The organism is Pseudomonas sp. LS.1a (assembly GCF_022533585.1).
GTDB lineage: Bacteria > Pseudomonadota > Gammaproteobacteria > Pseudomonadales > Pseudomonadaceae > Aquipseudomonas.
In genome coordinates this window covers 5,621,903-5,646,984 of record NZ_CP092827.1, presented here as the reverse complement: position 1 = coordinate 5,646,984, position 25,082 = coordinate 5,621,903, and the positions used below count along the sequence as shown (strand labels likewise).

The following is a 25,082-nucleotide window of genomic DNA, read 5'->3' as shown; positions in this document are numbered from 1 at the left end:
CTCGCCCGCTCCCACAGGTAATCTGAAAGGCCCGGCCTTTGGCGATCCTGTGGGAGCGGGCGAGCCCGCGAATGGCCCTCAATCCAGCTTGAGCACCTTGGCCAACACGATCTTCGGCCCTTTCATCTTCTTGATGATGATGCGCAGCCCTTCGACCTCCAGCACTTCCTCTTCTTCAGGTACGCGCTTGAGTGTCTCGTAGACCAGACCGGCCAGGGTTTCTGCCTCGATGTGGTCAAGGTCGACGCCCAGCAGGCGTTCGACCTTGAACAGCGGCGTATCGCCACGCACCAGCAGCTTGCCCGGCTGGTAGGCGAGGATGCCGCGTTCGGTCTTGCGGTGCTCGTCCTGGATGTCGCCCACCAGCACTTCCAGTACGTCTTCCATGGTCAGGTAGCCAATCACCTTGCCATCGGCTTCCTCCACCAGCACGAAGTGTGCGCCGCCCTTACGGAACTGCTCCAGCAACTGTGCCAGCGGCATGTGCCGCGACACGCGCTCCAGCGGCCGGGCCAGGTCGTCCAGGTCGATGGTTTCGGGCAGGTGCTCGAGTTCGGCCAGCTCCAGCAGCAGGTCCTTGATGTGCAGCAGGCCGGTGAACTCCTCGCGCTCGGCGTCGTACACCGGGTAGCGGCTGAACTTGTGGCGGCGTACCAGGGCCAGGATCTGCTTCAGCGGCGCATGGGCGTCGATGCTGACCATGTCCTCGCGCGAATTGGCCCAGTCGACCACCTCCAGCTCACCCATTTCCACGGCCGAGGCCAGTACGCGCATGCCCTGGTCGCTCGGGTCCTGGCCCCGGCTGGAGTGCAGGATCAGCTTGAGCTCTTCACGGCTGTAGTGGTGCTCGTGGTGTGGGCCGGGCTCGCCCTGGCCGGCAATGCGCAGGATGGTGTTGGCACTGGCATTGAGCAGGTAGATGGCCGGATACATCACCCAGTAGAACAGGTACAGCGGCACGGCGGTCCACAGCGACAGCAGTTCGGGCTTGCGGATGGCCCAGGACTTGGGCGCCAGCTCGCCGACCACGATGTGCAGGTACGAGATGACGAAGAAGGCGACGAAGAACGAGATCGCCTTGATCAGCTCGGGCGTGTCCACGCCGACGTATGCCAGCAGCGGTTCGAGCAGGTGGGCGAACGCCGGTTCACCGACCCAGCCCAGGCCCAGCGAGGCGAGGGTGATGCCCAGCTGGCAGGCCGACAGGTAGGCGTCGAGCTGGTTGTGTACCTTGCGCAGGATGCTGCCACGCCAGCCATGCAGCTCGGCGATGGACTCGACGCGGGTGGCGCGCAGCTTGACCATGGCGAACTCGGCGGCAACGAAGAAGCCGTTGAGCAGCACCAGGAGCAAGGCAAAGATGATCATGCCGAAATCGGCGAATAACGAGGTGAGGCTGATACCAGGGGAAGGGTCCATGATGGAGTTTTTACGGGGTCCGTCTTCAAGATAGAGAGAAAAAAAGTGCCAGCTCTTGCTGGCACAGGGGGTCCAATGTAGCGGCTGGGGCCGTAAAAGCAAAGGGTGGCGGACTTATTGCGGCCCCTGTGGGAGCGGGCGTGCCCGCGAAGGGCCGCGCAGCAGCCCCGATCTCAAGCCTTGCCGTTAGCCAATTGTGCCGGTGCAAAGTGACAGGTAAAGGTACTGCCATGCCCCGGCACGCTGCTGATCTCCAGCTTGCCGCGGTGGCGCATCAGCACATGCTTGACGATCGCCAGCCCCAGCCCGGTGCCGCCGGTATTCGACGCACGGCTGGAATCGACCCGGTAGAAGCGCTCGGTCAGGCGCGGCAGGTGCTTGGCATCGATGCCCACCCCCGAGTCCTGCACCGACAGGTGTGCGCCCTGGGCATCGGCCCACCAGCGAATACGGATGCTGCCGTTGTCCTGGGTGTACTTCACCGCGTTGAACACCAGGTTGGAAAAGGCACTGCGCAGCTCCGACTCGCTGCCCTTGAGCTTCACGCCGGGTGTGGCTTCCAGGGTGATGCGCTGGTTGCGTGGCCCGGACAGGGCCTGGGCGTCGTTCCTGATCGCGGTGAGCAAGGCATCGACTGCCACCGGCTGGTTGTCCGACGGGTAGTCGGTGGCCTCCAGCTTGGCCAGCAGCAACAGGTCGTTGAGCAGCGTCTGCATGCGCGAGCCTTGCTGGCTCATCTGCTGCAGGGCTCGGCTCCAGCGCGGGTTCACGTCCTCGACGTTGTCCAGCAGGGTTTCCAGGTAGCCGGTGATCACCGTCAGCGGCGTGCGCAGCTCGTGGGACACGTTGGCGACGAAGTCCTTGCGCATCTGCTCCAGCTGGTGGATGCGGGTAACATCGCGCACCAGCATCAGGTGCTCGTTGTTGCCGTAGCGGGTGATGTGCAGCTGCACGCGCATGCGGTCGTTGATCGGCGAGGGGATTTCCAGCGGTTCTAGGTAGTTCTCCGCCTCGAAGTATTCCTTGAAGCGCGGGTGGCGCACCAGGTTGGTCACCTGCTGGCCGCCGTCCTGTGGGGTCTTGAAGCCCAGCAGGGTCTCGGCGGCGCGGTTCCACCATTCCAGGTTGCCGTCGCTGTCGAGCATGATCACCGCGTCACGCAGCGCAGCGGTGGACTCCTGCACCCGGTCGATCACCGCCTGCAGGCGGCCGCGCACGCGCTGGTCGCGGCGTTGCAGGTGGTAGATGCTGTCGAACACCTCGCCCCACAGGCCGTAGCCATCGGGCGGTGCTTCGTCGGGTTGGTGGTTGCGCAGCCAGTCATGCAGGCGCAGCAGCTGCTTGAGGGTCCAGCCCAGGTACAGCGCCAGGCCGATGGCCAGGCTCCAGCCATAGTAGCCGCTGACCAGCCCGCCGATCAGGCAGACGGTGATCAGCAGCAGCAGGTGGCGAATCAGGGTCGCGTGCCAGTTCTGGTTCAATTGACGGTCCTTGTACAACGACGTGCAGCTTGGCGCTTTTCAGCTCGATCAGCTCTTGGTCGAGAAGCGGTAGCCGGTGCCCCGGACGGTTTGTACCAGATTTTCGTAGGCTTCACCCAGCGCCTTGCGCAGGCGGCGGATGTGCACATCGACGGTGCGTTCCTCGACATAGACGTTACCACCCCACACCTGGTCCAGCAGCTGGCCACGGGTGTAGGCGCGCTCCTGGTGGGTCATGAAGAACTGCAGCAGTCGGTATTCGGTGGGGCCCATTTCGGCGGGCTTGCCGTCGATGGTCACGCGATGGCTGATCGGGTCGAGCAGCAGGCCGCCGACTTCGATCGGTGCCTCGCTGTCGCTCGGGCCGGAGCGGCGCAGCACGGCTTTCAGGCGGGCGACCAGTTCACGCGGCGAGAACGGCTTGGTGATGTAGTCGTCGGCGCCCACTTCCAGGCCCTGGATCTTGTTGTCCTCCTCACCCTTGGCGGTGAGCATGATGATCGGGATGTCGCCGGTCAGCTCGTCGCGCTTGAGGCGGCGGGCCAGCTCGATGCCGGAGGTGCCCGGCAGCATCCAGTCGAGCAGGATCAGGTCCGGTTTGCGGTCGACGATGATCGCGTGGGCCTGTTGGGAGTTTTCCGCTTCCAGGCAGTCATAGCCGGCCATTTCCAGGGCAACGGCGATCATCTCGCGAATCGGCGCTTCGTCGTCGACGATCAGAATGTTCCTGCCAACCATGCTCAAAACCTCTCCTGGATACGGTGTCTTGGCCCGCATTAGATAACGGAATTATTGCAGCTGTGTGACAGGGTGTTGGCCGTTCTGGCGACATTCCGTGACTGAACTAGGCTTGAAAGGGCCGCAATCGTGGCAACCCGAACTCAATCCCCCCGAATCAATGGTGAATCCAATGACACGACAAACGCTGAGCTGGATGGCCCTTTTCACTGCGCTGGCGCTCCCGGGGGTGGCCTTGGCCGACCATGCGATGGAGAAGGGCGGGATGTTGGTCGATCATGCCGGCATGACCCTGTACACCTTCGACAAGGATGCGGGTGGCAAGTCGATGTGCAATGGCGAATGCGCCGCCAACTGGCCGCCGCTGATGGTCAAGGGCGGTGAAATGGCTTCTGGCAAGTGGACCCAGGTCAAGCGTGACGACGGTTCGATGCAGTGGGCCTACGACGGCAAGCCGCTGTATACCTTCGTCAAGGACAAGAAGGCCGGTGATATGACCGGTGACGGCATGAAGGACGTCTGGCACGTCGCCAAGCCTTGAGATCCCGGGACCGCTTAGCGGCCCATCGCCGGCAAGCCCGCTCCCACAGGTTGTATGCAAGCCTTGATGGCAGCGCTGTACCTGTGGGAGCTGGCTTGCCGGCGATAGGGCCATCAGCTTCAGCGCATTGCGTAATCCAGCACCACCCCGATGAACACCAGCATCCCCGCCCAGTGATTGTGCAGAAACGCCTTGAAGCACGACTCCCGGTCCAGCTTGCGCGTCGACCAGTATTCCCAGGCAAAGCACGCCGCCGCGCCCAGCAGCCCCAGATGGAACCAGCCACCCAGCTCGAAGCGGTTGCCGGCCAGCAACAGGCAGCCCAGCGACAGCAGCTGCAAGGTCAGGATGATGGTGCGGTCGGCGTCGCCGAACAGGATTGCGGTCGACTTCACGCCAATTTTCAGGTCGTCATCACGGTCAACCATGGCGTAGTAGGTGTCGTAACCCACAGTCCACAGCAGGTTGGCGATATACAGCAGCCAGGCGCTGGCTGGCAGCTCGCCACCCGCTGCGGTGAAGGCCATGGGAATGCCCCAGGAATATGCCGCCCCCAGCACCACCTGCGGGTAATAGGTGTAGCGCTTCATGAACGGGTAACAGAACGCCAGTGCCACCGCGCCGAACGACAGCCACACCGTGCGGCTGTTGGTGCACAGCACCAGCAGGAAGCTCACTCCGACCAGGATGGCGAACAGCGCCAGTGCTTCGCGTGGCCGGACCCGGCCACTGGCCAGGGGGCGGTCGGCGGTGCGCTTGACGTGACCGTCCACCTTGCGGTCGGCAAAGTCGTTGATGCAGCAGCCTGCGGCGCGCATCAGCACCACGCCGAGGCCGAAGATCAGCACGTTGGCCAGGGTTGGTGAGCCGTTGCCGGCAATCCACACCGCCGACAAGGTCGGCCACAGCAGCAGGTAGATACCAATCGGCCGGTCCATGCGGCTGAGCTGGACGAAGTCCCAGGCCCGTGGGTGCAGGCGGTTGAGCGACTTGAGCAGTTGCAGGTACATCAGCGGTTTTCCTCCTTGGCCGCTTGCCACAATGCTGGCAGAAATACCTCTGCCACCAGCAGGTCCAGGCCGTCACGCTCGAAGCGCGAACGGCGGCCCCACAGCGCCGCATGGGCGGCTTCGCTCGGTAGCCAGGCCTGTGGATAACTGCACACCTCGATGGGGTGGCGGATGAACGCCTGGTCGCAGAACAGCAGCTCGCCCAGCGAGCGGCTGCCCAGGGTTTCCAGGTCCAGCCCGCCGCGCTCCAGGGCGCTGCGGCTGGCGACGCTGCGGGCGAACACCCAGGGTTGGCCATGGCCGCGCAGGTACACCTCACGCACCCAGCCCTCGGCGCCGGCGGCGATGCCCAGTGCCTGGCATTCGTCATCGCGCAGCGGCTGCCAGCCCTCGAACAGCGGGGTGACGGAGAAGTGATCGTTGGACAGGCGGGTCAGGCGGCGGGTCAGCGAGCCCTCGTCGAACAGCCAGTCAAGGGTGGGCTGGTCGATGTCGGTCGCCAGCCGTGAATACGGCAGCCACGCGACAGCGGCTGCTTGCGGGGATTCGTACGACACGTCGGTCTGCTTGTTACAACCAGAGAGGCGGCGAGCTTAGCATGATTGCCCCGACTGCTTGCATACTGCTGGCAGGGCCGCTACAAAGCCCCACGAATTGCGCGCTGGCCTCTTCGCGGCCGCGCCCGCTCCTACAGGTTATGCACAACTCCTGTGGGAGCGGGCGTGCCCGCGAAGAGGCCATCAGCAGCAACACAAAGCCCCAGCCTGAAGCGAGGAAACCCACCCCCATGAAAAAGTGGCAATGTATTGTCTGCGGCCTGATCTACGACGAAGCCGAGGGCTGGCCCGACGACGGCATCGCCCCCGGCACCCGCTGGGAAGACGTGCCTGAAGACTGGCTGTGCCCCGACTGCGGCGTCGGCAAGAGCGACTTTGAAATGATCTCCATCGGCTAATCGAGGAAAGCACGACATGACGTCCCCTGTGGTAATCATCGGCACCGGCCTTGCGGGCTACAACCTGGCCCGTGAATTTCGCAAGCTCGATGCGCAGACGCCGCTGCTGCTGATCACCGCCGATGACGGTCGCTCCTACTCCAAGCCCATGCTGTCCACCGGCTTTGCCAAGCAGAAAGACGCTGATGGCCTGTGCATGGCCGAGCCGGGCGCCATGGCCGAGCAACTGAACGCCGAGATTCGCACCCATACCCGCATCAGCGGCATCGACCCGGGCCACAAGCGCCTGTGGATTGGCGAGGAGGCGGTGGAGTACCGCGACCTGGTGCTGGCCTGGGGCGCGCAGACCGTGCAGGTGCCGATCGAAGGCGATGGCGGCGATCGGGTGTTCCCGATCAACGACCTGGAAGACTACGCGCGCTTCCGTGCTGCCGCCGTCGGCAAACAGCGCGTGCTGATCCTCGGTGCCGGCCTGATCGGCTGCGAATTCGCCAACGACATGAGCCTGGGCGGCTTCCAGGTCGATGTGGTGGCGCCGTGCGAGCAAGTCATGCCGACCCTGCTGCACCCGGCCGCTGCCACTGCCGTGCAGGCCGGGCTGCAAGGCCTGGGCGTGCGCTTTCACCTGGGCCCGGTACTGACCCGCCTGCAGCAGGTGGGCCAGGGCCTGGAGGCACACCTGTCCGATGGCAGCGTAATCGCCTGCGACCTGGTGGTTTCGGCCATCGGCCTGCGCCCGCGCACCGACCTGGCCGCCGCCGCCGGGCTGCAGACCAACCGCGGCGTTTGCGTGGATCGCCAGCTGCGTACGTCCCACGCCAACATCTTTGCCCTTGGCGACTGTGCCGAGGTCGATGGCATCAACCTGCTCTATGTGATGCCGCTGATGAGCTGCGCCCGCGCCCTGGCGCAAACCCTGGCCGGCAAGCCGACAACGGTCGCCTACGGGCCGATGCCTATCACCGTGAAAACCCCCGCCTGCCCGCTGGTGGTTTCGCCGCCGCCCCCGGGCCACGAAGGCACCTGGCAGGTGGACGGGCAGGGCAGTGACCTCAAGGTGCTCTGCCTTGATGCCGACGGCAAGCTGCTGGGCTACGCCCTGACCGGGGCGGCCGTGATGGACAAGCTGGCCCTGAATCGCCAGCTGCCGGCCGTTATGGCGTAAATAGCTGGTGTTCTGTCGGATTTATCCTGTTGTTGCTTGCACAATGGCCGCCCAGATACTGGCGCGGCCCCGGTGCACGTGCCATTCTCACTTCCGTCTGCCGCAGATTAGAGCCTGCGGTGCCTTGAGCGCTGCTCCCAGGGCAGCACGGCATAACAACAAGAATTCCGTCAAAGAGGCTTCACTATGCGCAAACCAGAACTCGCCGCCGTCATCGCCGAAAAGGCCGATCTGACCAAGGAAAAGGCCAATCAGGTTTTGAACGCGATTCTCGACAGCATCACGGGTGCCCTGGACAAGGACACCGTGACTTTGGTCGGTTTCGGCACCTTCGAAAAACGCCATCGCGGTGCGCGTACCGGCAAGAACCCGCAAACCGGTGAGCCGGTCAAGATCAAGGCCAGCAATACCGTGGCCTTCAAGCCAGGCAAGAACCTGCGCGACAGCGTCAACGCCCCCGTCAAGCCGGCCAAGAAAGGCAAGTGATCGCTCCCTGACAACCCCAGTGTCAGCCAAGCGGGCGCCCCAGGGCGCCCGTTGTGCTTTCTGCAGGCAAAATGTTTCGAACTTGCATAAATAGTTCTGTAAAAGGATAAACTGCGCGCCTTAGTCACTTTTAATTCGAGGCGCGTTGATGAAGTTCCGCTTTCTTCTCTGGGCCATGGGGCTGTTGATGGCCAGGGCCAGCCGTAACAACCCGGCTTTCCAGCAGCAACTCAAGGGCAAGGACCTGGTGTTCCAGATGCAGACTCTGGACGGCAAGGTCGCCCGGCACTTCATCGTCAACAACGAACGCATCAGCAGCAAAGGCGGTGCGCACCCGCAGCCGGCGTTCGCCATTGCCTTCAAGGACGCCGCCTATGGCTTCGCTACCCTGCAGGCGGGTAACAAGCAGTTGGCGTTCATGCAGGGGATTCAGGACAAGCACATCCAGATCAAGGGCAACCCGGCCCTGGTGATGTGGTTCCAGGGGTTGATGAAGTACCTGAAGCCGAAGAAGAAGGGCTGAAACCCAACGGGGATGTTGACGCCTTACCTGTGGGAGCGGGCATGCCCGCTCCCACAGGTTACGCGTTAATGCTTAATGCGGTGCGTGGAACTGCGAAGCCAGCTCGCGCAGCAGGTTCTCGGCCTCGAGCACCTTGTTCACCACTTCCTCGGCCTTGTCCCGGGTTATCCCCAGCCGCTCCAGCAGCTCGTCAGGAATCTCCTGCTGCGGCCCCGAGCCAATCCCCCGCGAGCGCAGCAGGCGGGTGGCCAGGCATACCAGGTTGGGGAATGCCGAATACTCGCCTTCATAGGCTGGGTCGTGCTGGAAGCGCAGCGCGGTGGACAGTTCTTCCGGCATGTCCCACAGCTTCATCAGCCAGGCTCCGATCTGTTCGCGGCTGATGCCCAGCAGGTGTTGTTCCACGTAGGTGTGGCACAGGTGCGGGTTGACCTCCAGGTGGCGGCAGATCAGCGAGAAGTGCGGCGGAAACACGTGTGCCAACAGCAAGTAGCCGAAATTGTGCAGCAGCCCGGCCAGGTAGGTCAGGCCAGCTTCCGGGCGTTCGGCTCGCGGCATGGCACGGGTCAGGCCATCGATGACGGCAGCAGTGTAGATCGACTGCTGCCAGTATGGTGTGGCCTGCTGCGGGTGGTCTTTCGGCAGGCTCAGGGTCTTGCCCAGTGCGAGACCCAAGGCCAGGTTGATCACCAGGTCGAAACCCAGCACCCGCACGATGGCATCTTCCACAGAGCGAATCTTGTAGGTCGAGCCGTAGTAGGGCGATGCCGCCCAGCTCACCACCTGTGCCGCCAGTGCCGGGTCGGTTTCGACCACGCCCGTGATGTCATCGATACTGGCGTTGGGGTCTACCCGCAGCTTGATGATCTTTTGCGCGGTGTCGGCCAATGGCGGGATTTCGATGGTTTCTTCCAGGCGCTTCTGAATGCGCCTGGCGGTGAAGGCTTGCACTGCCTGGGTGATTTCCCGGGTGTCGTCATCGGGGCGGTCGAGGTTTGGGCTGATGGCCTCGACCTCCTGGCCGAAGCTGCTGGCGCTGGCCTTGACCAGCATGCGCTTGAAGTGCACGCGGTCGATTTCCAGCAGCAGGCCGGCTTCACCGGACTGGATGAACACGCTATCGGCGTCGAGCAGGCTCTTTTCGTACTGGCACGGCGAGCTGGTCAGCGCCGGGATACCCGGCAGGGCCTTGAGCTGATGCTTGTCCAGCATCTGCTTCAGGCGCGGCACCGACACCGCCGTGAGCTTGCGCCCGGTCAGTTCGGCCAGGCGGTCAAGGTCCAGCAGCTGGCTTTGCGGGAACAGCACCATCAGGGCGCCGACCTCGTCATCGAGCAGCACGGCCTGTACCCGCGACGCTGGCGGCAGGTGCGGATGTTCGACCACCTCGCGGTAGGCTACGCCGAGTTTGTCGAGCAGCAGCCGGATGACCGAGGGAGCGTGTGGGGTTGCGGTTTCCAGGGCAACTTCAGTCATGGTCCGTATCCACTGATTCTTTTAAACGCAAAGTATAACCAGCCTCGGGGCGAAACTGGATCCATTATGGGACGAGCGTCACACTTGGCCATATTGCTGGCCATGGCGCAGCCAGCGGTCGAGTAGTGGGCTGACGTGCTCCGGCCAGCGTGCGATCAGGGCCTGGGCGGCGTCGCGCACGGCCGGCAGCAGGTCGGCATCGCGCATCAGGTCGGCGACCTTGAACTGCAGCAGGCCGGTCTGGCGGGTGCCGAGCATCTCGCCGGGGCCACGCAGCTCCAGGTCTTTCTCGGCGATGATGAAGCCGTCGTTGGTTTCCCGCATGATCCCTAACCGTTCGCGGCCGATCTGCGACAGTGGCGGGTGGTACAGCAGCACGCAATGGCTTACGGCGCTGCCCCGGCCAACCCGGCCGCGCAGCTGGTGCAACTGGGCCAGGCCCAGGCGCTCGGGGTTCTCGATGATCATCAGGCTGGCGTTGGGCACGTCCACGCCCACCTCGATGACCGTGGTGGCGACCAGCAACTGCAGGTTGCCGGCCTTGAACTCGGCCATGATTTCAGCCTTTTCCGCCGGCTTCATGCGACCGTGGATCAGCCCCACCCGCAGTTCGCCCAGGGCGCTGCCCAGCTCCTCGTAGGTGCTTTCGGCGGCCTGGCAGGTCAGTTCTTCGGACTCTTCGATCAGGGTGCACACCCAGTAGGCCTGGCGCCCTTCGGCGCAGGCGGCGCGTACCCGCTCGACCACTTCGAAGCGGCGGCTGTCGGCCACCAGCACGGTGTTCACCGGGGTGCGCCCGGGCGGCAGTTCGTCGAGCACCGAGGTGTCCAGGTCGGCGTAGGCGCTCATGGCCAGGGTGCGCGGAATAGGCGTGGCGGTCATGATCAGCTGGTGCGGGCACAGCTCGCCGGCCACGCCCTTCTTGCGCAGGGCCAGGCGTTGCTGCACGCCAAAACGGTGCTGTTCATCGATGATCGCCAGGGCCAGGTGCTTGAACTTCACCTCTTCCTGGAACAGCGCGTGGGTGCCGACCACCATCGGTGCACCGTTGGCGATCTGCTCCAGGGCGGCTGCCCGGGCCTTGCCCTTGAGCTTGCCGGCCAGCCAGGCCACTTCGATGCCCAGCGGTTCGAGCCAGCGCTTGAAGGTGATGTAGTGCTGTTCGGCGAGGATCTCGGTGGGCGCCATCAAGGCCACCTGGTAGCCGGCCTCCAGGGCCTGCAGGGCAGCCAGGGCGGCGACCACGGTCTTGCCGGCACCCACGTCGCCCTGCACCAGGCGCATCATCGGCTCGTGCTGGCTGAGGTCGTAGGCAATTTCGTTGGCTACCCGCTGCTGCGCGCCGGTCGGCTGGAAGCCCAGGTTGGCCAGGTACTGCGCCTGCAGGCGCTGGGCCTTGGGCAGCACCGGTGCGCGCAGGCTGCGCAGGCTTTCGCGCAGGCGTTGCTGCGACAGCTGGTGGGTCAGTAGCTCTTCGAAGGCCAGGCGGTGCTGGGCCCAGTGCTGGCCTTCGGCAAGCTCGTCGAGGTCGGCATCGGCCGGCGGGTTGTGCAGGTAGCGGATGGCATCGTCCAGCGGTGCCAGCTGGTAGTCCCTGGCCAGTTCGTCGGGCAGCCAGTCCGGCAGGCTGCGCGGGCCGAGCAGGCCCAGGCTCTGCTGGCACAGCAGGCGCAGGCGTTGCTGGGTAAGGCCTTCGGTGGACGGGTAGATCGGCGTCAGGGTCTGCTCGACCGGTGGCGGCGGCTCGTCGCCATTCAGTGCGCGGTATTCCGGGTGGTAGATTTCCAGGCCCGAAGCACCAGGGCGGGCTTCGCCGTAGCAGCGCAGGTGAGTGCCACGCTTGAGGCCTTCCTTCTGCGCGTTGCTGAAGTGGTAGAAGCGCAGGCTCAGCACGCCGCTGCCGTCACCCAGGCGCACTACAAGACTGCGGCGCTTGCCCATGGTCACGTCGGCGCCGCTGACCACGCCTTCGATCACCGCGTCCTGGCCCGGACGCAACTGCCCGATCGGCACTACGCGGGTGCGATCCTGGTAGCGCAGGGGGAGGTGGAACAGCACGTCCTGCAGGTTCTCCAGGCCGACCTTGGCGAGTTTCTCCGCCATGGCCTCACCAACCCCCTTGAGTACCGTGACCGGGACCTTCGACAGCTCACTCATGACTCAGGCCGGCTGTTCCGCAGGGGCTTTGGCGACCGAGCACAGGCGGATCGAGTCGGCGAGGATCTCGATGGCCTTCGGCCGCGGGAAGCTGGCGCGCCAGGCGATGGCCACGGTGCGGAATGGTGCCGGTGCGGTCAGTGGGCGGACCTCGATGACGCCGGGGGCGTAGTGGTGGCTGTGCACCGCCGACAGCGGCAGGATCGACACGCCAAGGCCCGAGGCCACCATGTGACGGATGGTTTCCAGCGAGCTGGACTCGACCGTGGTGTGCCTGGAGCCTTCACCGCCCTTGTTCAGCGTTGGGCAGGCTTCCAGTACCTGGTCGCGGAAGCAGTGGCCTTCACCGAGCAGCAACAGGCTCTTGTCGTTGAGCATGGCGGTGTCGATGGTCTTTTTCGCCGTCCACGGGTGGTCGGCCGGCATCAGGGCGCAGAATGGCTCGTCGTACAGCGGCAGGGTCAGCACGTCGGCTTCGTTGAACGGCAGGGCGATGATCACTGCGTCCAGTTCGCCGTTGCGCAGCTTTTCGCGCAATACGTGGGTGAAGTTTTCTTCGATGTACAGCGGCATCTGCGGCGCCACACGGTGCAGCTGCGGGATCAGGTGCGGGAACAGGTACGGGCCGACGGTATAGATGGCACCGACCTTGAGCGGGGCGGTCAGCTGGTTCTTGCCGGCCTGGGCCAGTTCGCGAATGCCCTGGGCCTGCTCCAGTACCTTCTGCGCCTGGGCGACGATGCTTTCGCCGACCGGGGTCAGGCGTACCGCGCTCTTGCTGCGCTCGAAAATCAACACGCCAAGCTCATCCTCGAGCTTCTTCACACCGACCGACAGGGTCGGCTGGCTCACATGGCAGCGTTCGGCGGCATGGCCGAAGTGCTGTTCCTGGGCGAGTGTGACGATGTAGCGTAATTCTGTGAGGGTCATAACGTGCGTCCATGAAGTTGCGGGCCCAGCATAGCGGCTGCAATCGATAGACGCACGTTATCAGACTTGCCGATTTGTGACAGAAACAAAAGTCTCAGCGGCGGTCCAGCGAGTAGACGAACGGTGCCACGACTTCGATCGTGCCGTTGTTCAGCAACTCGGGTGGCGGTTTGGGTACCGTACCGGCCCGGCGGATCATTTCCAGGGTCGCCCGGTCCAGGGCGGCACTGCCCGAGCCACCGGCCATGGAATACGACACCACCTTGCCTTCGGCGTCGACCACGAAGCGCAGGCGGTTGATGCCCTGCAGGCCGCGACGGCGCGCGTCTTCCGGGTAGCGCTTGTACTTGGCCAGATGACGCAGCAGGTCGCTCTGCCAGGTCGGCAGGGCGTTGCTGTTGGACGCAATGCTCGGCGCCGGTGCAGCGGACTTCTGCGGTGGCGTGTTGCTGGGCGGTGCGTCTACCGTTTGTTCGGTCGGCGGTGCTTCCTTCGGCGGCTCAGGCTTTTTCTCGGGCTTGGGCGGCTGCGGCTTGGCCTTCGGCTTGGGCGGCTTGGGAATGGCGATCTTGGGTTTGGGGGCCTCGGCCAGCTTCGGCAGCGGCGGTTCCTCGACCGGTGCCGGTGGCTGTGGGGCCGCTTTCGGAGGGGGTGGTGGCGCAGGCTCCGGCAACGGTGCCAGCTCGACCATCATGGCTGCCGGGGGCAGTTCGATGGCCTGGGGCACCGACCAGTTGAGCGTCAGCAGCACGGCGACCACGTGCACACCCAGCACGATCGCCAGGCTGCCACCGTAGCGCGCCATGTTCGAGCGCGTTCTTGTCATTTCTTGGCTGCCGTCTCGAGACCTACCAGACCGACTTTCAGGTAGCCGGCCGCGCGCATGTTGTTCATCACTTCCATCAGGTCACCGTAATCCACGCCTTTGTCAGCCTGGAAGAAGATGGTGGTTTCCTTGTCGCCCTTGGTCTTGGCATCGAGCATCGGGCCAAGCTGGTCGGGGGCAGGGACCTGATCGTCGCCGACGTACAGCTTCTGGTCGGCCTTGACGCTGACGAACACCGGTTTCTCGGGCCTCGGCGCCGGCTTGGCGGTCGAGGCTGGCAGGTCGACCTTGATGTCGACCGTGGCCAGGGGGGCTGCGACCATGAAGATGATCAGCAGCACCAGCATCACGTCGATGAACGGCGTAACGTTGATTTCGTGGTTTTCGGCGAGGTCGTCGCCACCTTCGTTGAGATGCAGGCCCATGGCTTACCCCACTTTCACCATGTGCGGGGCAACACGCTCGCTGCCCTGGTGGTCCAGGTCACGGCTGACCAGCAGCAGCACCTGGGCGGAGGCGTCGGACACCTGGGCCTTGTAGCCGGCGATGGAGCGGGCGAAGACGTTGTAGATGACCACGGCCGGGATCGCGGCGACCAGGCCCAGGGCGGTGGCCAGCAGGGCTTCGGCGATACCCGGGGCAACCACGGCCAGGTTGGTGGTCTGGGTCTTGGCGATGCCGATGAAGCTGTTCATGATGCCCCATACGGTACCGAACAGGCCGACGAACGGCGCAGTGGAGCCGATGGTGGCGAGTACGCCGGTGCCGCTGCTCATGGTACGGCCGCTGGCGTGTACCAGGCGCTCCAGGCGGAAGCTGACGCGCTCCTTGATGCCTTCTTTTTCGCGGGCGTTGGCCGACAGGCGCATCTCTTCGAGGGCGTCGTGGACCAGGGTGTGGGCCAGGGTGCCTTCCTTGTTGGAAACGTCGCTGGCTTCCTTGAGGCTGGCGGATTTCTTCAGCAGGGCGATTTCACCACGCAGGCGGCGCTTGGCGCCCATCAGCTCGAAGCCTTTGGCGATCCAGATGGTCCAGGTGATGATGGAGGCGATGGCCAGGCCGATCATGACTGCCTTCACCACCACGTCGGCGTTCTTGTACATGCCCCATGGGGACAGGTCGTGAGCCATGCCCAGCGAGGTGTCTTCAACCAGGGCTTCGACGCTCGGGTCTACTGCGACCGGGGCATCAGCCGGGGTGGCGGCAACTGCGCCGGCAGCCGGCGCTGCGGCTGGAGCAGCTGGAGCAGTAGCGGCAGCCGGGGTGGCGGCATTGGCGGTTGGCTCATCGGCCATGGCCACCGGGGCCAGCACCAGGCTGAGCGTCAGCGCGGCGATGGCGCGCCAGGCGCGCGACGGGGTTGGCGAAGCGGAAGGTTGAGTACGTGTCATGCTGGCCGGACCTGATGAAGAATAGAGTGAACGTTCTCCAAGGCCTCGAGGTAGGCCGAGAACAATTTGGCGGCCATTATTGCAAGTAATTCTTGTTAACAAAAGTAATCTTGTTGCTTTTTTCGCCTATGGTCTAGCTATCCATCGTGTAGCGTGGGCGGGCTGATCAATTGGTCCAGGGAGTTTAGAGATGTCAGGCCTTTCCGTGATGGTGGTGGGTTGTGGTGATGTAGGCGGGCGTCTTGCCCGGCAAATGCTTGCGCGCGGTTGGCAGGTGTGCGGCCTGCGTCGCTCGATCGGGCAGTTGCCTGCGGGTGTCGTGCCGGTGGCTGCAGACCTGTCCGAGCCCTCCATTCCCGCCGCCTGGCCGCAGCGTGCACCGGACTACCTGGTGTACTGCGTGGCGGCCAGCCAGCACGACGAGGCGGGTTACCAGGCGGCGTATGTTGATGGTTTGCGCCATGTGCTGGCCTGGCTGGCCGAGCGCGGCCAACGCCCACGGCGCCTGCTGTTCGTGTCCAGCAGCAGCGTGTATGCACAGAAGGACGGCGAGTGGATCGAGGAGGGCGCGGCCACCGAGCCTGAAGGCTATTCCGGGCGGTTGATGCTGGAGGCTGAGCGGCTGGCACTGGCCAGTGGCATCCCGGCTAGCGTGGTGCGCCTGACCGGAATCTATGGCCCCGGCCGCGAGTGGCTGCTCAGTCAGGTGCGCCAGGGCTACCGCGTGGCCGAGGAGCCTCCGCTGTATGGCAACCGTATTCATGCCGAGGACGCCGCCAGCCTGTTGGCGTTCCTGTTGCAGGCCGATGCCGATGGCAAGGTGCTGGATGACTGCTACATCGGCGTCGACGACGACCCGGCGCCGCTGGCCGACGTGGTGGCCTGGCTGCGGGCGTACATGGGGGTGACCGAGTGGTCGGATGAGCAGCGGGTGCGGCGTACCGGCAGCAAGCGCTGCAGCAATGCCCGGGCAAGGGCGTTGGGCTGGGCGCCGGTGTATCCGAGTTACAAGGAAGGCTATGCCGCAATCCTGGAAGGCGTGCGCTGAGTCTACCGGCCTCTTCGCGGGTAAACCCGCTCCCACAGGTGCACCGCTGGTTTCAAGCCTGGCGGTGTACCTGTGGGAGCGGGTTTACCCGCGAAGAGGCCAGTGTGTTCGGCCGCTATTCAGCAGGTCTCAGCTGCGCTCCAGCACCCATTGGCGCTTGCCTGCTGCCAGTTCCGGCATTTCATCCGGCTGCGCACGGTTCACCGCCTGGAAGATCTCCAGCTTGTCGCCATCGCGCTTGATGATGAATGGCGCACCACGTTGGTTGCGCTCCAGCCACAGGCTGTCATTGCTGCCACCCATGGTCGCGCAATCACCCGCCAGGCACAGGGCGAAACGGTCTGGCCCCGGCAGGCCGGTGACGTTGCCGGTGTCGCTGAAGCGCACGGTGGCACCTTTGCCCTGGCCTTCGACGACCTTCCAGTCGCCGCCCAGATAGGCCTGGTACAGCGCCTTCTCGAAGCTGCTGCCCAGTGGTGCGTTGGCCGCCGCCGGCGCTTTGGCGCGCACGAAGGTCTGCTTGCTGCCGCTTTGGTCGACAGCCTGCAGTTCGTCGCCATCGAGCGACAGTTGCTCGGTCTGGCCGCCCTGGAAGCTGGCCTGCCATTGCTTGTCGGTGGCGCTCAGCTGGCCGTCGGCCGCTTCGAAACCATTGCTGTAGCTGGCCTGCTGGCTGGCGACGTCGAGCTTCCACTCGAACACCGGGCCGTGCTCATTGAGCGCCTGGCGCAGGCTGCCGCCCTTGACGGCCGCAGTGATGGCGTCCTGGTTGATCCAGGTGCCGTTGAAATCTTCGGGTTTGTGGCTGGCGCAGCCGCCCAGAAGCAGGGCTGCCAGCGCGAAGGGCAGTGCTTGACGCATGACGGGGTAACCTTGCAGAGAAGGGAAGGTGACGGGCAGGGCGCCCGTCACCGGGGGCATCATTCGATGACCAGGATGGCGTCCATTTCGACCTGGGCGCCTTTCGGCAGCGCGGCAACGCCGATGGCGGCGCGGGCCGGGTACGGCTGCTCGAAGTAGCGGCCCATCACCTCGTTGACCTTGGCGAAGTGGCTCAGGTCGGTGAGGAAGATGTTCAGCTTGACGATGTCCTTGAACGAACCGCCAGCGGCTTCAGCCACGGCCTTGAGGTTCTCGAACACCTGTACGGTCTGGGCTTCGAAGCCTTCGACCAGCTCCATGGTCTTCGGGTCCAGCGGGATCTGGCCCGACATGTACACGGTGTTGCCGGCCTTGATCGCCTGCGAGTAGGTGCCGATGGCGGCAGGGGCCTTGTCGCTGTTGATGACGGTCTTGCTCATGATGACTCCTTGCAGTTGGCGGACTACGTACGCATGCGGGTGATGCGGACCACACCGGTCAGGGTACGCAGCTTCTTGATCACACGCGCCAGGTGCACGCGGTCGTGCACGCTGACCACCAGTTGGACCACGCTGATACGGCCGTCGCGTTCGTCCATGCTGATCTTCTCGATATTGCCGTCGGCGGCGTTGACACTGCTGGCCAGCAGGGCAATCAGGCCGCGCTGGTGCTCCAGTTCGACACGCAACTCGACATTGAATTCACCGGTGATGTCCTTGGCCCAGGAGAGCTGCACGCACTTCTCCGGGTTGTGGCGGATTTCACTGATGTTGCGGCAGTTTTCCAGGTGCACGACCATGCCCTTGCCGGCTGACAGGTGGCCGACGATCGGGTCACCCGGGATCGGCGTGCAGCACTTGGCGTAGCTCAGCACCAGGCCTTCGGTACCGCGGATCGCCAGCGGGCCTTCCGGTGCCGGCAACTGCTCGCCTTCGGCCGACAGCAGGCGGCGCGCGACCACGTAGGCCATGCGGTTGCCCAGGCCGATGTCTTCGAGCAGGTCTTCGATCAGCTCCAGGCGGTACTCGGCGAGAATCGCCTGGATACGTTCCTGGGGGATTCTCTCCAGGCTGCTGTCGAAGCCGGTGAGTACCTTGTTCAGCAGGCGTTCGCCCAGGCTGATGGATTCGGAGCGACGCTGCTGCTTGAGCGCGTGGCGGATGTGCGTGCGCGCCTTGCCGGTAACCACGAAGTTGAGCCAGGCCGGATTCGGCCGTGCGCCCGGGGCGCTGACGATTTCCACCGTGGAGCCGCTTTGCAGCGGTTCGGACAGCGGCGCCAGGCGGCGGTTGATGCGGCAGGCGATGCAGCTGTTGCCGACGTCGGTGTGCACCGCGTAGGCGAAGTCGACGGCCGTGGAGCCTTTGGGCAGCTCCATGATGCGGCCTTTGGGCGTGAACACGTAGACCTCGTCCGGGAACAGGTCGATCTTCACGCTCTCGATGAATTCCAGCGAGTTGCCGGCACGTTGCTGCAGTTCGAGGATGCCCTTGACCCACTGGCGGGCACGGGCGTGGCTGCCCTTGGGCTGCTCGTCGTCGTTGGACTTGTACAGCCAGTGCGCAGCGATGCCGTTGTTGGCCATCTCTTCCATCTCGCGGGTGCGGATCTGGATTTCGATGGGCACGCCGTGCATGCCGAACAGCGTGGTGTGCAACGACTGATAGCCGTTGGCCTTGGGGATCGCGATGTAATCCTTGAAGCGACCGGGCAGCGGCTTGTACAGGTTGTGCACGGCACCGAGCACGCGGTAGCAGGTGTCGACCTTGTCGACGACGATGCGGAAGGCGTACACGTCCATGATCTCGTTGAAGGCGCGGCGCTTGCCACGCATCTTCTTGTAGATGCCATAGAGGTGCTTCTGCCGGCCGCTGACCTCGCCCTCGATGCCGTCGGCGGCCAGGCAGTTGGCCAGCGAGTGCTCGATCTTGGCGACGATCTCTTTGCGGTTGCCGCGTGCGCTTTTCACTGCCCGGTGGATCAGAGACGAGCGCATCGGGTGCATGGCCTTGAAGCCGAGGTCCTCGAACTCCACGCGCACGGTGTGCATGCCCAGGCGGTTGGCGATGGGGGCGTAGATCTCGAGGGTTTCCTTGGCGATGCGCCGGCGTTTTTCGCCGGACAGCACCTCCAGGGTGCGCATGTTGTGCAGGCGGTCGGCCAGCTTGACCAGGATCACGCGGATATCGCGGGCCATGGCCATGGCCATTTTCTGGAAGTTCTCGGCTTGCGCCTCGGCCTTGGTCTCGAAGTTCATCTGGGTCAGCTTGCTGACCCCATCGACCAGTTCGGCCACGGTCTCGCCAAACTGCTGGCTGAGGGCTTCCTTGGCGATGCCGGTGTCTTCGATCACGTCGTGCAGCATGGCCGCCATCAGGCTCTGATGGTCCATGTGCATGTCGGCGAGGATGCTGGCCACGGCCAGCGGGTGGGTCACGTAGGGCTCGCCACTGCGGCGGCGCTGCCCATCGTGGGCCTGTTCGGCGTAGAAATAGGCGCGCCGGACCAGGTTGACCTGTTCCGGGCCAAGATAGGTCGACAGCCGTTCGGCCAAGGCTTCTATACCCGGCATGGGTTCACCTCCTGCCGAGGAAGGGGGCCTTGCGCCGTGCGACTTCGACCTGGCATCAATCAGACAGCCTCGTTGTTCTCGTCCTCGAACGCGGCGAACACCGGATCCTCGGTGACGATCTCTTCAGCGGCGATGAACTCGTTGGTGACGATGCCTTCGGCGATTTCACGCAGGGCAACAACGGTCGGCTTGTCGTTTTCCCACGCAACGCGTGGCTCTTTGCCGCCGGTCGCCAGCTGGCGAGCGCGCTTGGTCGAGAGCATGACCAGCTCAAAGCGGTTATCCACGTGTTCCAGGCAGTCTTCAACAGTTACGCGGGCCATGGTCTTCCTCAGTAGCAATTGCGGTGGGCGTGCAGCCCAATAGTGGGCAGGCGGACTCGATAGTTTAAAAAATCACCAGCCAATAGGGAAGCGCTGTTTTGTCGGGTGGCTACCTTCAAGCCCTGTATTGCCTTCTTCGCGGCTAAAGCCGCTCCCACAGGGACCGCATTGTTCTCAGGTTCATCACCGCACCCTGTGGGTGCGGCTTCAGCCGTGAAAGGGCCGGAACAGACACCCTATCACTTGAGCCTGACGATAACCTCAGAGCATCGCGTCACGCAACCGCGGGGTCAGCTCCTCGAACAGGGTCTGCACCGAGCGCAACGCCCGGCAATCGGGCCGGGTCAGCAGCCACAGCTGGGTGTCGCAACCCGGCAGCGGCCCGCTCAGCGCATCCACCCCGGGCAGCGCGTGCACCATGTAGTCCGGCAACGCCGCCACGCCGAGCCCGGCCGTGACCAGCTGGGCGATGGTCGACATGCCGCTGCACTGGTAGCGCGGGCTCAACCCCGGGTGCTGCTGGTTGCGCCAGACCACCGTGGGGTGGTCCTGCATCGAGTCGTCGGGGGCGATCCACGGCACGCTGGCAGGTGACTCGGCCAGGCGCTCGCGCCACTGCGGTTGGCCGCAGACCACGTAGGAGGTGGACCCCAGGTTGCGGCCCACCAGGTGCTCCGGCGGCGTGTTGGTCAGGCGCAGGGCAATGTCGGCATCGCGCCGGCTGAGGTTGGCGAAGGTGTTGGAGGTGCCCATTTCCAGCGACAGGGCCGGGTAGTTGGGCATGAACTCGGCCAGCGCCGGCAGCAGCAGGCTGTGCATCACCGCCTCGGTACAGGTCAGCCGCACCGTGCCGCTGACCACCTGCTCGCCACTGGTCATGGCGATGCGCGCCGCCTCCAGCGCCTGCTCGGCGCGTTCGGCCTGCTCGGCCAGGGCCTGGGCGGTGTCGGTCGGCAGGTAGCCCTTGCGGCTCTTGACGAACAAGGCGGTGCCCAGCGCCGACTCCAGCCGGCGGATCGAGCGGAACACCGTCGACACATCGACCTTGAGCAACTCGGCAGCCTTGGCCAGCGAGCGGCCACGTTCCAGGGCCAGGACCAGGGAAAGGTCGGCATGGGTAATCTGATATTGCATTGGTGCACGCTCTGCTTGCCGAATTGCCAATGTCTGTTGCGTTTTGGCCATTTTATAGTGGAACGGCCCCCGGGAATCAATGCGCCCGGTCGGGTAACCAGTCCCCACGATGGGAAAGTGAAAAGAACAACAGCTGCAACCATCGTCGCCCGTGAGGCGCCAGCCGTATCCCCACATCGCCGCAGCAAATCAAAGGATGTACAGCCATGACGTCGGTAACCCCGTGCGCCAGTTCTTCCAGCGAGATGAATGACTTCCTCCAGGCCCATCCGGACACGCAGTACGTCGACCTGCTGATCTCCGACATGAACGGCGTGGTACGTGGCAAGCGCATCGAGCGGGCCAGCCTGCATAAGGTGTACGAGAAGGGCATCAACCTGCCGGCATCGCTGTTCGCCCTGGACATCAACGGTTCCACCGTCGAGAGCACCGGCCTTGGCCTGGACATCGGCGATGCCGACCGCATCTGCTTCCCGATCCCTGGCACGCTGTCGGACGAGCCGTGGCAGAAGCGCCCCACCGCCCAGCTGCTGATGACCATGCACGAGCTGGATGGCCAGCCGTTCTTCGCCGACCCGCGCGAAGTGCTGCGCCAGGTGGTGAGCAAGTTCGACGACCTGGGCCTGGATATCTGCGCCGCGTTCGAGCTGGAGTTCTACCTGATCGACCAGGACAATCTCAACGGTCGCCCGCAGCCGCCGCGCTCGCCGATTTCCGGCAAGCGCCCGCAGTCGACCCAGGTGTATTTGATCGACGACCTCGACGAATATGCCGACTGCCTGCAGGACATGCTCGAAGCGGCCAAGGAGCAGGGCCTTCCCGCCGACGCCATCGTCAAGGAAAGCGCCCCGGCACAGTTCGAGGTCAACCTGCACCATGTGGCCGACCCGCTGAAGGCCTGCGACTACGCGATCCTGCTCAAGCGCCTGATCAAGAACGTCGCCTACGACCATGAAATGGACACCACCTTCATGGCCAAGCCCTACCCGGGCCAGGCAGGCAACGGCCTGCACGTGCACATTTCCTTGCTGGACAAGAAAACCGGCAAGAACATCTTCGCCAGTGACGACCCGCTGCAAAGCGACGCGCTGCGCCACGCCATCGGTGGCGTGCTGGAAACCATGCCGGCGTCGATGGCCTTCCTCTGCCCGAACATCAACTCCTACCGCCGCTTCGGTGCGCAGTTCTACGTGCCCAATGCGCCAAGCTGGGGCCTGGACAACCGCACCGTGGCCGTGCGCGTGCCCACTGACAGCAGCGACAACGTGCGCCTCGAGCACCGCGTGGCCGGTGCCGACGCCAACCCGTACCTGATGCTCGCGGCGATCCTCGCTGGCGTTCACCACGGCCTGACCAACCAGGTCGAGCCCCAGGCGCCGATCGAAGGCAACTCCTACGAACAGTTGGAGCAGAGCCTGCCGAACAACCTGCGCGATGCCCTGCGCGCGCTGGACGACAGCGAAGTCCTCAACCAATACATCAGCCCGGACTACATCGATATCTTCGTGGCCTGCAAGGAAAGCGAACTGGCCGAGTTCGAAGTGTCGATTTCCGACCTCGAGTACAACTGGTACCTGCACACGGTGTAAACCCATGAGCGCAAATGCGGTCCCCTTGATCGGTGTCAGCGCCTGCCGCCAGCAGGTGGGGAAGAACTCGTCGCACACGGTAGGCGACAAGTATGTAGAGGCGGCCGGCTTTGCCGGCTTGCCACTGATCTTGCCGGCCCGTGACGGGGGCAGCGACACGCAGGCGCTGCTGGCCCGCCTGCACGGCATTGTTTTTACCGGCTCACCTTCAAATATCGAACCGCATCATTACAATGGCGCCCCCAGCGCGGCAGGTACCCGGCACGATCTGGCGCGCGATCGCCTGACCCTGCCGCTGCTGCAGGCGGCCATTGCCGCCGGCGTGCCGGTGTTCTGTATCTGCCGTGGCTACCAGGAACTGAACGTGGCCCTGGGCGGCAGCCTGCACCAGCGCGTGCAGGAACTGCCCGGCTACCTTGACCACCGTGAACCTGAGGACGCACCCCTGGAGGTGCAATACGGCCCTCGTCACCCTGTCGGCATCGAGCCTGGCGGGATGTTCGAGCGCCTGGGCCTGGCGGCGCAGTTCGAGGTCAACTCGCTGCACAGCCAGGGCATCGACCGCCTGGCCCCGGGCCTGCGCGTCGAGGCACGGGCCCCGGATGGCCTGATCGAAGCGGTGTCCATGCCTGCGGCGCCGGGCTTTGTGCTCGGCGTGCAGTGGCACCCGGAGTGGCGATTTACCGAAAACCCGGTCTCGCTGCGCCTGTTCCAGGCGTTTCGCGAGGCCTGCATTGCCTACGCAGCACGGGAGGGCGCACGGCAGGAGGCATTCTGACGTCACCCGAAGGTCTCGGATGACTTGTTCCCGGCAGCAAGCTTTCAATGAGTGAAAGCGGGCCTTGTACGCAAGGCCTGTGAAAACAATTCCAAAATCTACGGCAAATACTCATGAGCAATTACACAGAAGCCGGCCGCCCACCCGACGTGGCGGCCGACGCGGGCAATACCCAGCGCAGCAAGGGCCTGGCCACAGGCCGGCTGGGCTTGCTGGCCAGCGTGGTGCTGGGCATTTCCACCATCGCCCCGGTCTACACCCTGACCGGCGCCCTTGGCCCGACCGTGCGTGAAGTGGGTGCGCACCTGCCTGCCGTGTTCATTGTCGGCTTCCTGCCGATGCTGCTGGTGGCCTTGGGCTACCGCGAACTGAACTCGGCGGAGCCGGACAGCGGTACTTCGTTTACCTGGTCGGCGCGTGCCTTCGGCCCGATGATCGGCTGGATCGGCGGCTGGGGCCTGGTTGTCGCCACCACCATCGTGTTGTCGAACCTGGCAGGGGTGGCGGTCGATTTCTTCTATCTGTTCCTTGGCCAGATCACCGGCAAGCATGAGCTGGCGGCATTGGCCGACAACCTGCTCATCAACATAACCACCTGTTGCGTGTTCATTGCCATGGCGGTGTGGATCTGCTGCCGCGGCATGACCACCACCATGACCGTGCAGTACGGCCTGGTGGCCCTGCAGTTGCTGGTGCTGATCGGCTTCGCCTTTGCCGCTTTCGGCGAAACCACCGCGCCGCCACCGCTGGAGTTCGATTTCGCCTGGTTCAACCCGTTCGGCGTCGAGTCGTTCTCGGCTTTTGCCGCCGGGCTGTCGCTGTCGATCTTCATCTTCTGGGGCTGGGACACGTGCCTGACCGTCAGCGAAGAGTCGGTGGGCAGTGAAGAGGTGCCGGGCAAGGCCGCCACCTGGACCGTGATGTTGATTCTCGGCCTGTACCTGTTTACCGCCATCGCCACCCTGCAGTTTGCCGGTATCAGTGAAACTGGCCTGGGCCTGAACAACCCGCGCATCCAGGAAAACGTGTTTGCCCACCTGGCCGGCCCGGTCATGGGGCCGCTGGCGATCCTGATGTCCATCGCCGTGCTGGCCAGCACGGCGGCTTCGCTGCAGTCGACCTTCGTGGCGCCGGCGCGCACCCTGTTGGCCATGGGTTACTACGGCGCGGTACCGCAAAAGTTCGCCAGCGTCTGCCCGCGTTCGCAAACCCCGCGCTACGCCACCATCTGCGCCGGCCTGGCCGCAGGCCTGTTCTACGTGACCATGCGTACCCTGAGCGAGAACGTGCTGGCCGATACCATTACCGCACTGGGCATGATGATCTGCTTCTACTATTCGCTGACCGCGTTCGCCTGCGTCTGGTATTTCCGCCACAGCCTGTTCGACAGCCTGCGCCACTTCATCATGCGCGGCCTGTGCCCGCTGGTGGGTGGGGTGATCTTGTCGGTGATCTTTGCGCGTACCGCCATCGATAGCGCCTCGCCGGACTTCGGCAGTGGCTCGCATGTGGGCGGGCTGGGGCTGGTGTTCGTTATTGCCGCGATCATCTCGGTGCTCGGCATCGCGCTGATGATGCTGTCGCGCATGCGCGCGCCGGCGTACTTCCTGGGGGCTACCCTGCGTCAGCAGGCTACCTTGCCACTGCAGGAATAAAGCTGGGGGCGCTTTGTGCCCCTA

At 64.4% G+C, this 25,082-nt stretch carries 25 protein-coding genes; 9 read left to right on the top strand and 16 right to left on the bottom strand.

The genetic code is table 11. The features are described from left to right. Positions 1 to 78: 78 nt before the first annotated feature. From MKK04_RS25995 to phoB, 3 genes are all read right to left on the bottom strand, one after another. The gene (locus MKK04_RS25995; RefSeq protein WP_087500932.1) at positions 79 to 1,419 is read right to left on the bottom strand and encodes a hemolysin family protein; all 1,341 of its coding nucleotides are present in this window, start codon (positions 1,417 to 1,419) and stop codon (positions 79 to 81) included. 173 nt (positions 1,420 to 1,592) lie between these two features. Further along, complete coding sequence (phoR, locus tag MKK04_RS25990; protein WP_207831340.1) at positions 1,593 to 2,900, bottom strand: phosphate regulon sensor histidine kinase PhoR; 1,308 nt, start codon at positions 2,898 to 2,900, stop codon at positions 1,593 to 1,595. A 48-nt stretch (positions 2,901 to 2,948) separates the two neighbouring features. Beyond that, complete coding sequence (phoB, locus tag MKK04_RS25985; protein ID WP_207831338.1) at positions 2,949 to 3,638, bottom strand: phosphate regulon transcriptional regulator PhoB; 690 nt, start codon at positions 3,636 to 3,638, stop codon at positions 2,949 to 2,951. Between the two features lie 172 nt (positions 3,639 to 3,810). Between phoB and MKK04_RS25980 the strand changes: the two genes are divergently transcribed. Then, positions 3,811 to 4,179: a COG4315 family predicted lipoprotein gene (locus MKK04_RS25980; protein ID WP_207831336.1), complete on the top strand. Its 369-nt coding sequence runs from the start codon at positions 3,811 to 3,813 to the stop codon at positions 4,177 to 4,179. Positions 4,180 to 4,298: 119 nt separating this feature from the next. Here the strand turns inward: MKK04_RS25980 and ubiA are convergent, their stop codons facing one another. Continuing rightward, entirely contained in the window at positions 4,299 to 5,189 is an 891-nt protein-coding gene (gene ubiA, locus MKK04_RS25975; RefSeq protein ID WP_233687604.1) for a 4-hydroxybenzoate octaprenyltransferase, read from the bottom strand. Beyond that, positions 5,189 to 5,746, bottom strand: coding sequence for a chorismate--pyruvate lyase family protein (locus MKK04_RS25970; RefSeq protein ID WP_063912245.1), 558 nt, complete (start codon positions 5,744 to 5,746; stop codon positions 5,189 to 5,191). Before MKK04_RS25970 ends, ubiA begins: the two co-directional genes overlap by 1 nt. A 230-nt stretch (positions 5,747 to 5,976) precedes the next feature. Here MKK04_RS25970 and MKK04_RS25965 point away from each other — a divergent pair, with 230 nt between their 5' ends. From MKK04_RS25965 to MKK04_RS25950, 4 genes are all read left to right on the top strand, one after another. Beyond that, the gene (locus MKK04_RS25965) at positions 5,977 to 6,144 is read left to right on the top strand and encodes a rubredoxin (protein ID WP_003253349.1); all 168 of its coding nucleotides are present in this window, start codon (positions 5,977 to 5,979) and stop codon (positions 6,142 to 6,144) included. Positions 6,145 to 6,160: 16 nt separating this feature from the next. Next, the gene (locus tag MKK04_RS25960) at positions 6,161 to 7,309 is read left to right on the top strand and encodes an NAD(P)/FAD-dependent oxidoreductase (protein WP_207831332.1); all 1,149 of its coding nucleotides are present in this window, start codon (positions 6,161 to 6,163) and stop codon (positions 7,307 to 7,309) included. 186 nt (positions 7,310 to 7,495) lie between these two features. Next, positions 7,496 to 7,795: an HU family DNA-binding protein gene (locus MKK04_RS25955; protein ID WP_013974808.1), complete on the top strand. Its 300-nt coding sequence runs from the start codon at positions 7,496 to 7,498 to the stop codon at positions 7,793 to 7,795. A 148-nt stretch (positions 7,796 to 7,943) separates the two neighbouring features. Beyond that, positions 7,944 to 8,318 (top strand): SCP2 sterol-binding domain-containing protein, encoded by a 375-nt coding sequence (locus MKK04_RS25950; RefSeq protein ID WP_063912243.1) that lies wholly within the window; start codon positions 7,944 to 7,946, stop codon positions 8,316 to 8,318. Positions 8,319 to 8,390: 72 nt separating this feature from the next. Here the strand turns inward: MKK04_RS25950 and MKK04_RS25945 are convergent, their stop codons facing one another. From MKK04_RS25945 to exbB, 6 genes are all read right to left on the bottom strand, one after another. Beyond that, a complete protein-coding gene (locus MKK04_RS25945) occupies positions 8,391 to 9,794 on the bottom strand; it encodes an aminoacyl-tRNA deacylase and HDOD domain-containing protein (RefSeq protein ID WP_207831330.1) in 1,404 nt (467 codons plus the stop codon). Positions 9,795 to 9,872: 78 nt separating this feature from the next. Beyond that, on the bottom strand, positions 9,873 to 11,951 hold the full coding sequence (recG, locus tag MKK04_RS25940) for an ATP-dependent DNA helicase RecG (protein ID WP_039612341.1): 2,079 nt from the start codon (positions 11,949 to 11,951) through the stop codon (positions 9,873 to 9,875). Between the two features lie 3 nt (positions 11,952 to 11,954). Then, positions 11,955 to 12,881, bottom strand: a complete 927-nt coding sequence (locus tag MKK04_RS25935; RefSeq protein WP_087500924.1) for a hydrogen peroxide-inducible genes activator — start codon at positions 12,879 to 12,881, stop codon at positions 11,955 to 11,957. 94 nt (positions 12,882 to 12,975) lie between these two features. After that, positions 12,976 to 13,707 carry an energy transducer TonB gene (locus tag MKK04_RS25930; RefSeq protein WP_085588821.1) on the bottom strand — a complete coding sequence of 244 codons (732 nt, stop codon included), beginning with the start codon at positions 13,705 to 13,707 and terminating at the stop codon, positions 12,976 to 12,978. Beyond that, positions 13,704 to 14,132, bottom strand: coding sequence for a TonB system transport protein ExbD (gene exbD / locus MKK04_RS25925; RefSeq protein WP_013974803.1), 429 nt, complete (start codon positions 14,130 to 14,132; stop codon positions 13,704 to 13,706). Before exbD ends, MKK04_RS25930 begins: the two co-directional genes overlap by 4 nt. Before the next feature lie 3 nt (positions 14,133 to 14,135). Then, a complete protein-coding gene (gene exbB / locus MKK04_RS25920) occupies positions 14,136 to 15,098 on the bottom strand; it encodes a tonB-system energizer ExbB (RefSeq protein ID WP_207831328.1) in 963 nt (320 codons plus the stop codon). A 190-nt stretch (positions 15,099 to 15,288) separates the two neighbouring features. On the opposite strand from exbB, the gene MKK04_RS25915 reads away from it, so the two are divergent. Continuing rightward, positions 15,289 to 16,146 carry an SDR family oxidoreductase gene (locus tag MKK04_RS25915; protein WP_241106098.1) on the top strand — a complete coding sequence of 286 codons (858 nt, stop codon included), beginning with the start codon at positions 15,289 to 15,291 and terminating at the stop codon, positions 16,144 to 16,146. A gap of 129 nt (positions 16,147 to 16,275) precedes the next feature. Here the strand turns inward: MKK04_RS25915 and MKK04_RS25910 are convergent, their stop codons facing one another. From MKK04_RS25910 to MKK04_RS25890, 5 genes are all read right to left on the bottom strand, one after another. After that, positions 16,276 to 17,007, bottom strand: coding sequence for a hypothetical protein (locus tag MKK04_RS25910; protein WP_063912237.1), 732 nt, complete (start codon positions 17,005 to 17,007; stop codon positions 16,276 to 16,278). A 59-nt stretch (positions 17,008 to 17,066) separates the two neighbouring features. Then, positions 17,067 to 17,447: a RidA family protein gene (locus tag MKK04_RS25905; protein WP_009684531.1), complete on the bottom strand. Its 381-nt coding sequence runs from the start codon at positions 17,445 to 17,447 to the stop codon at positions 17,067 to 17,069. A 23-nt stretch (positions 17,448 to 17,470) separates the two neighbouring features. Continuing rightward, entirely contained in the window at positions 17,471 to 19,579 is a 2,109-nt protein-coding gene (gene spoT / locus MKK04_RS25900) for a bifunctional GTP diphosphokinase/guanosine-3',5'-bis pyrophosphate 3'-pyrophosphohydrolase (RefSeq protein ID WP_207831324.1), read from the bottom strand. A 59-nt stretch (positions 19,580 to 19,638) separates the two neighbouring features. After that, a complete protein-coding gene (rpoZ, locus tag MKK04_RS25895) occupies positions 19,639 to 19,902 on the bottom strand; it encodes a DNA-directed RNA polymerase subunit omega (RefSeq protein WP_003253383.1) in 264 nt (87 codons plus the stop codon). Positions 19,903 to 20,163: 261 nt separating this feature from the next. Then, a complete protein-coding gene (locus MKK04_RS25890; RefSeq protein WP_013974798.1) occupies positions 20,164 to 21,036 on the bottom strand; it encodes a LysR family transcriptional regulator in 873 nt (290 codons plus the stop codon). Positions 21,037 to 21,242: 206 nt separating this feature from the next. Here MKK04_RS25890 and MKK04_RS25885 point away from each other — a divergent pair, with 206 nt between their 5' ends. The 3 genes from MKK04_RS25885 (at position 21,243) to MKK04_RS25875 (ending at position 25,058) form a co-directional block, all read left to right on the top strand. Next, positions 21,243 to 22,625 (top strand): glutamine synthetase family protein, encoded by a 1,383-nt coding sequence (locus MKK04_RS25885; protein ID WP_015272334.1) that lies wholly within the window; start codon positions 21,243 to 21,245, stop codon positions 22,623 to 22,625. Positions 22,626 to 22,629: 4 nt separating this feature from the next. Beyond that, on the top strand, positions 22,630 to 23,403 hold the full coding sequence (locus MKK04_RS25880; RefSeq protein ID WP_207831322.1) for a gamma-glutamyl-gamma-aminobutyrate hydrolase family protein: 774 nt from the start codon (positions 22,630 to 22,632) through the stop codon (positions 23,401 to 23,403). A gap of 113 nt (positions 23,404 to 23,516) precedes the next feature. After that, positions 23,517 to 25,058: an APC family permease gene (locus MKK04_RS25875; RefSeq protein ID WP_207831321.1), complete on the top strand. Its 1,542-nt coding sequence runs from the start codon at positions 23,517 to 23,519 to the stop codon at positions 25,056 to 25,058. Positions 25,059 to 25,082 lie beyond the last annotated feature (24 nt).

Excerpts from the sequence above, each read along its gene's own strand:
- MKK04_RS25955 (WP_013974808.1), top strand. The coding sequence starts at position 7,496 with ATGCGCAAACCAGAACTCGCCGCCGTCATCGCCGAAAAGGCCGATCTG.
- MKK04_RS25875 (WP_207831321.1), top strand. The coding sequence starts at position 23,517 with ATGAGCAATTACACAGAAGCCGGCCGCCCACCCGACGTGGCGGCCGAC.
- MKK04_RS25890 (WP_013974798.1), bottom strand. The coding sequence starts at position 21,036 with ATGCAATATCAGATTACCCATGCCGACCTTTCCCTGGTCCTGGCCCTG.
- MKK04_RS25945 (WP_207831330.1), bottom strand. The coding sequence starts at position 9,794 with ATGACTGAAGTTGCCCTGGAAACCGCAACCCCACACGCTCCCTCGGTC.
- exbD (WP_013974803.1), bottom strand. The coding sequence starts at position 14,132 with ATGGGCCTGCATCTCAACGAAGGTGGCGACGACCTCGCCGAAAACCAC.
- MKK04_RS25950 (WP_063912243.1), top strand. The coding sequence starts at position 7,944 with ATGAAGTTCCGCTTTCTTCTCTGGGCCATGGGGCTGTTGATGGCCAGG.
- MKK04_RS25885 (WP_015272334.1), top strand. The coding sequence starts at position 21,243 with ATGACGTCGGTAACCCCGTGCGCCAGTTCTTCCAGCGAGATGAATGAC.
- MKK04_RS25905 (WP_009684531.1), bottom strand. The coding sequence starts at position 17,447 with ATGAGCAAGACCGTCATCAACAGCGACAAGGCCCCTGCCGCCATCGGC.
- ubiA (WP_233687604.1), bottom strand. The coding sequence starts at position 5,189 with ATGTACCTGCAACTGCTCAAGTCGCTCAACCGCCTGCACCCACGGGCC.
- recG (WP_039612341.1), bottom strand. The coding sequence starts at position 11,951 with ATGAGTGAGCTGTCGAAGGTCCCGGTCACGGTACTCAAGGGGGTTGGT.
- MKK04_RS25965 (WP_003253349.1), top strand. The coding sequence starts at position 5,977 with ATGAAAAAGTGGCAATGTATTGTCTGCGGCCTGATCTACGACGAAGCC.
- MKK04_RS25995 (WP_087500932.1), bottom strand. The coding sequence starts at position 1,419 with ATGGACCCTTCCCCTGGTATCAGCCTCACCTCGTTATTCGCCGATTTC.
- MKK04_RS25910 (WP_063912237.1), bottom strand. The coding sequence starts at position 17,007 with ATGCGTCAAGCACTGCCCTTCGCGCTGGCAGCCCTGCTTCTGGGCGGC.
- spoT (WP_207831324.1), bottom strand. The coding sequence starts at position 19,579 with ATGCCGGGTATAGAAGCCTTGGCCGAACGGCTGTCGACCTATCTTGGC.
- MKK04_RS25960 (WP_207831332.1), top strand. The coding sequence starts at position 6,161 with ATGACGTCCCCTGTGGTAATCATCGGCACCGGCCTTGCGGGCTACAAC.
- exbB (WP_207831328.1), bottom strand. The coding sequence starts at position 15,098 with ATGACACGTACTCAACCTTCCGCTTCGCCAACCCCGTCGCGCGCCTGG.
- phoB (WP_207831338.1), bottom strand. The coding sequence starts at position 3,638 with ATGGTTGGCAGGAACATTCTGATCGTCGACGACGAAGCGCCGATTCGC.
- MKK04_RS25880 (WP_207831322.1), top strand. The coding sequence starts at position 22,630 with ATGAGCGCAAATGCGGTCCCCTTGATCGGTGTCAGCGCCTGCCGCCAG.
- MKK04_RS25915 (WP_241106098.1), top strand. The coding sequence starts at position 15,289 with ATGTCAGGCCTTTCCGTGATGGTGGTGGGTTGTGGTGATGTAGGCGGG.
- MKK04_RS25980 (WP_207831336.1), top strand. The coding sequence starts at position 3,811 with ATGACACGACAAACGCTGAGCTGGATGGCCCTTTTCACTGCGCTGGCG.
- MKK04_RS25935 (WP_087500924.1), bottom strand. The coding sequence starts at position 12,881 with ATGACCCTCACAGAATTACGCTACATCGTCACACTCGCCCAGGAACAG.
- rpoZ (WP_003253383.1), bottom strand. The coding sequence starts at position 19,902 with ATGGCCCGCGTAACTGTTGAAGACTGCCTGGAACACGTGGATAACCGC.
- MKK04_RS25930 (WP_085588821.1), bottom strand. The coding sequence starts at position 13,707 with ATGACAAGAACGCGCTCGAACATGGCGCGCTACGGTGGCAGCCTGGCG.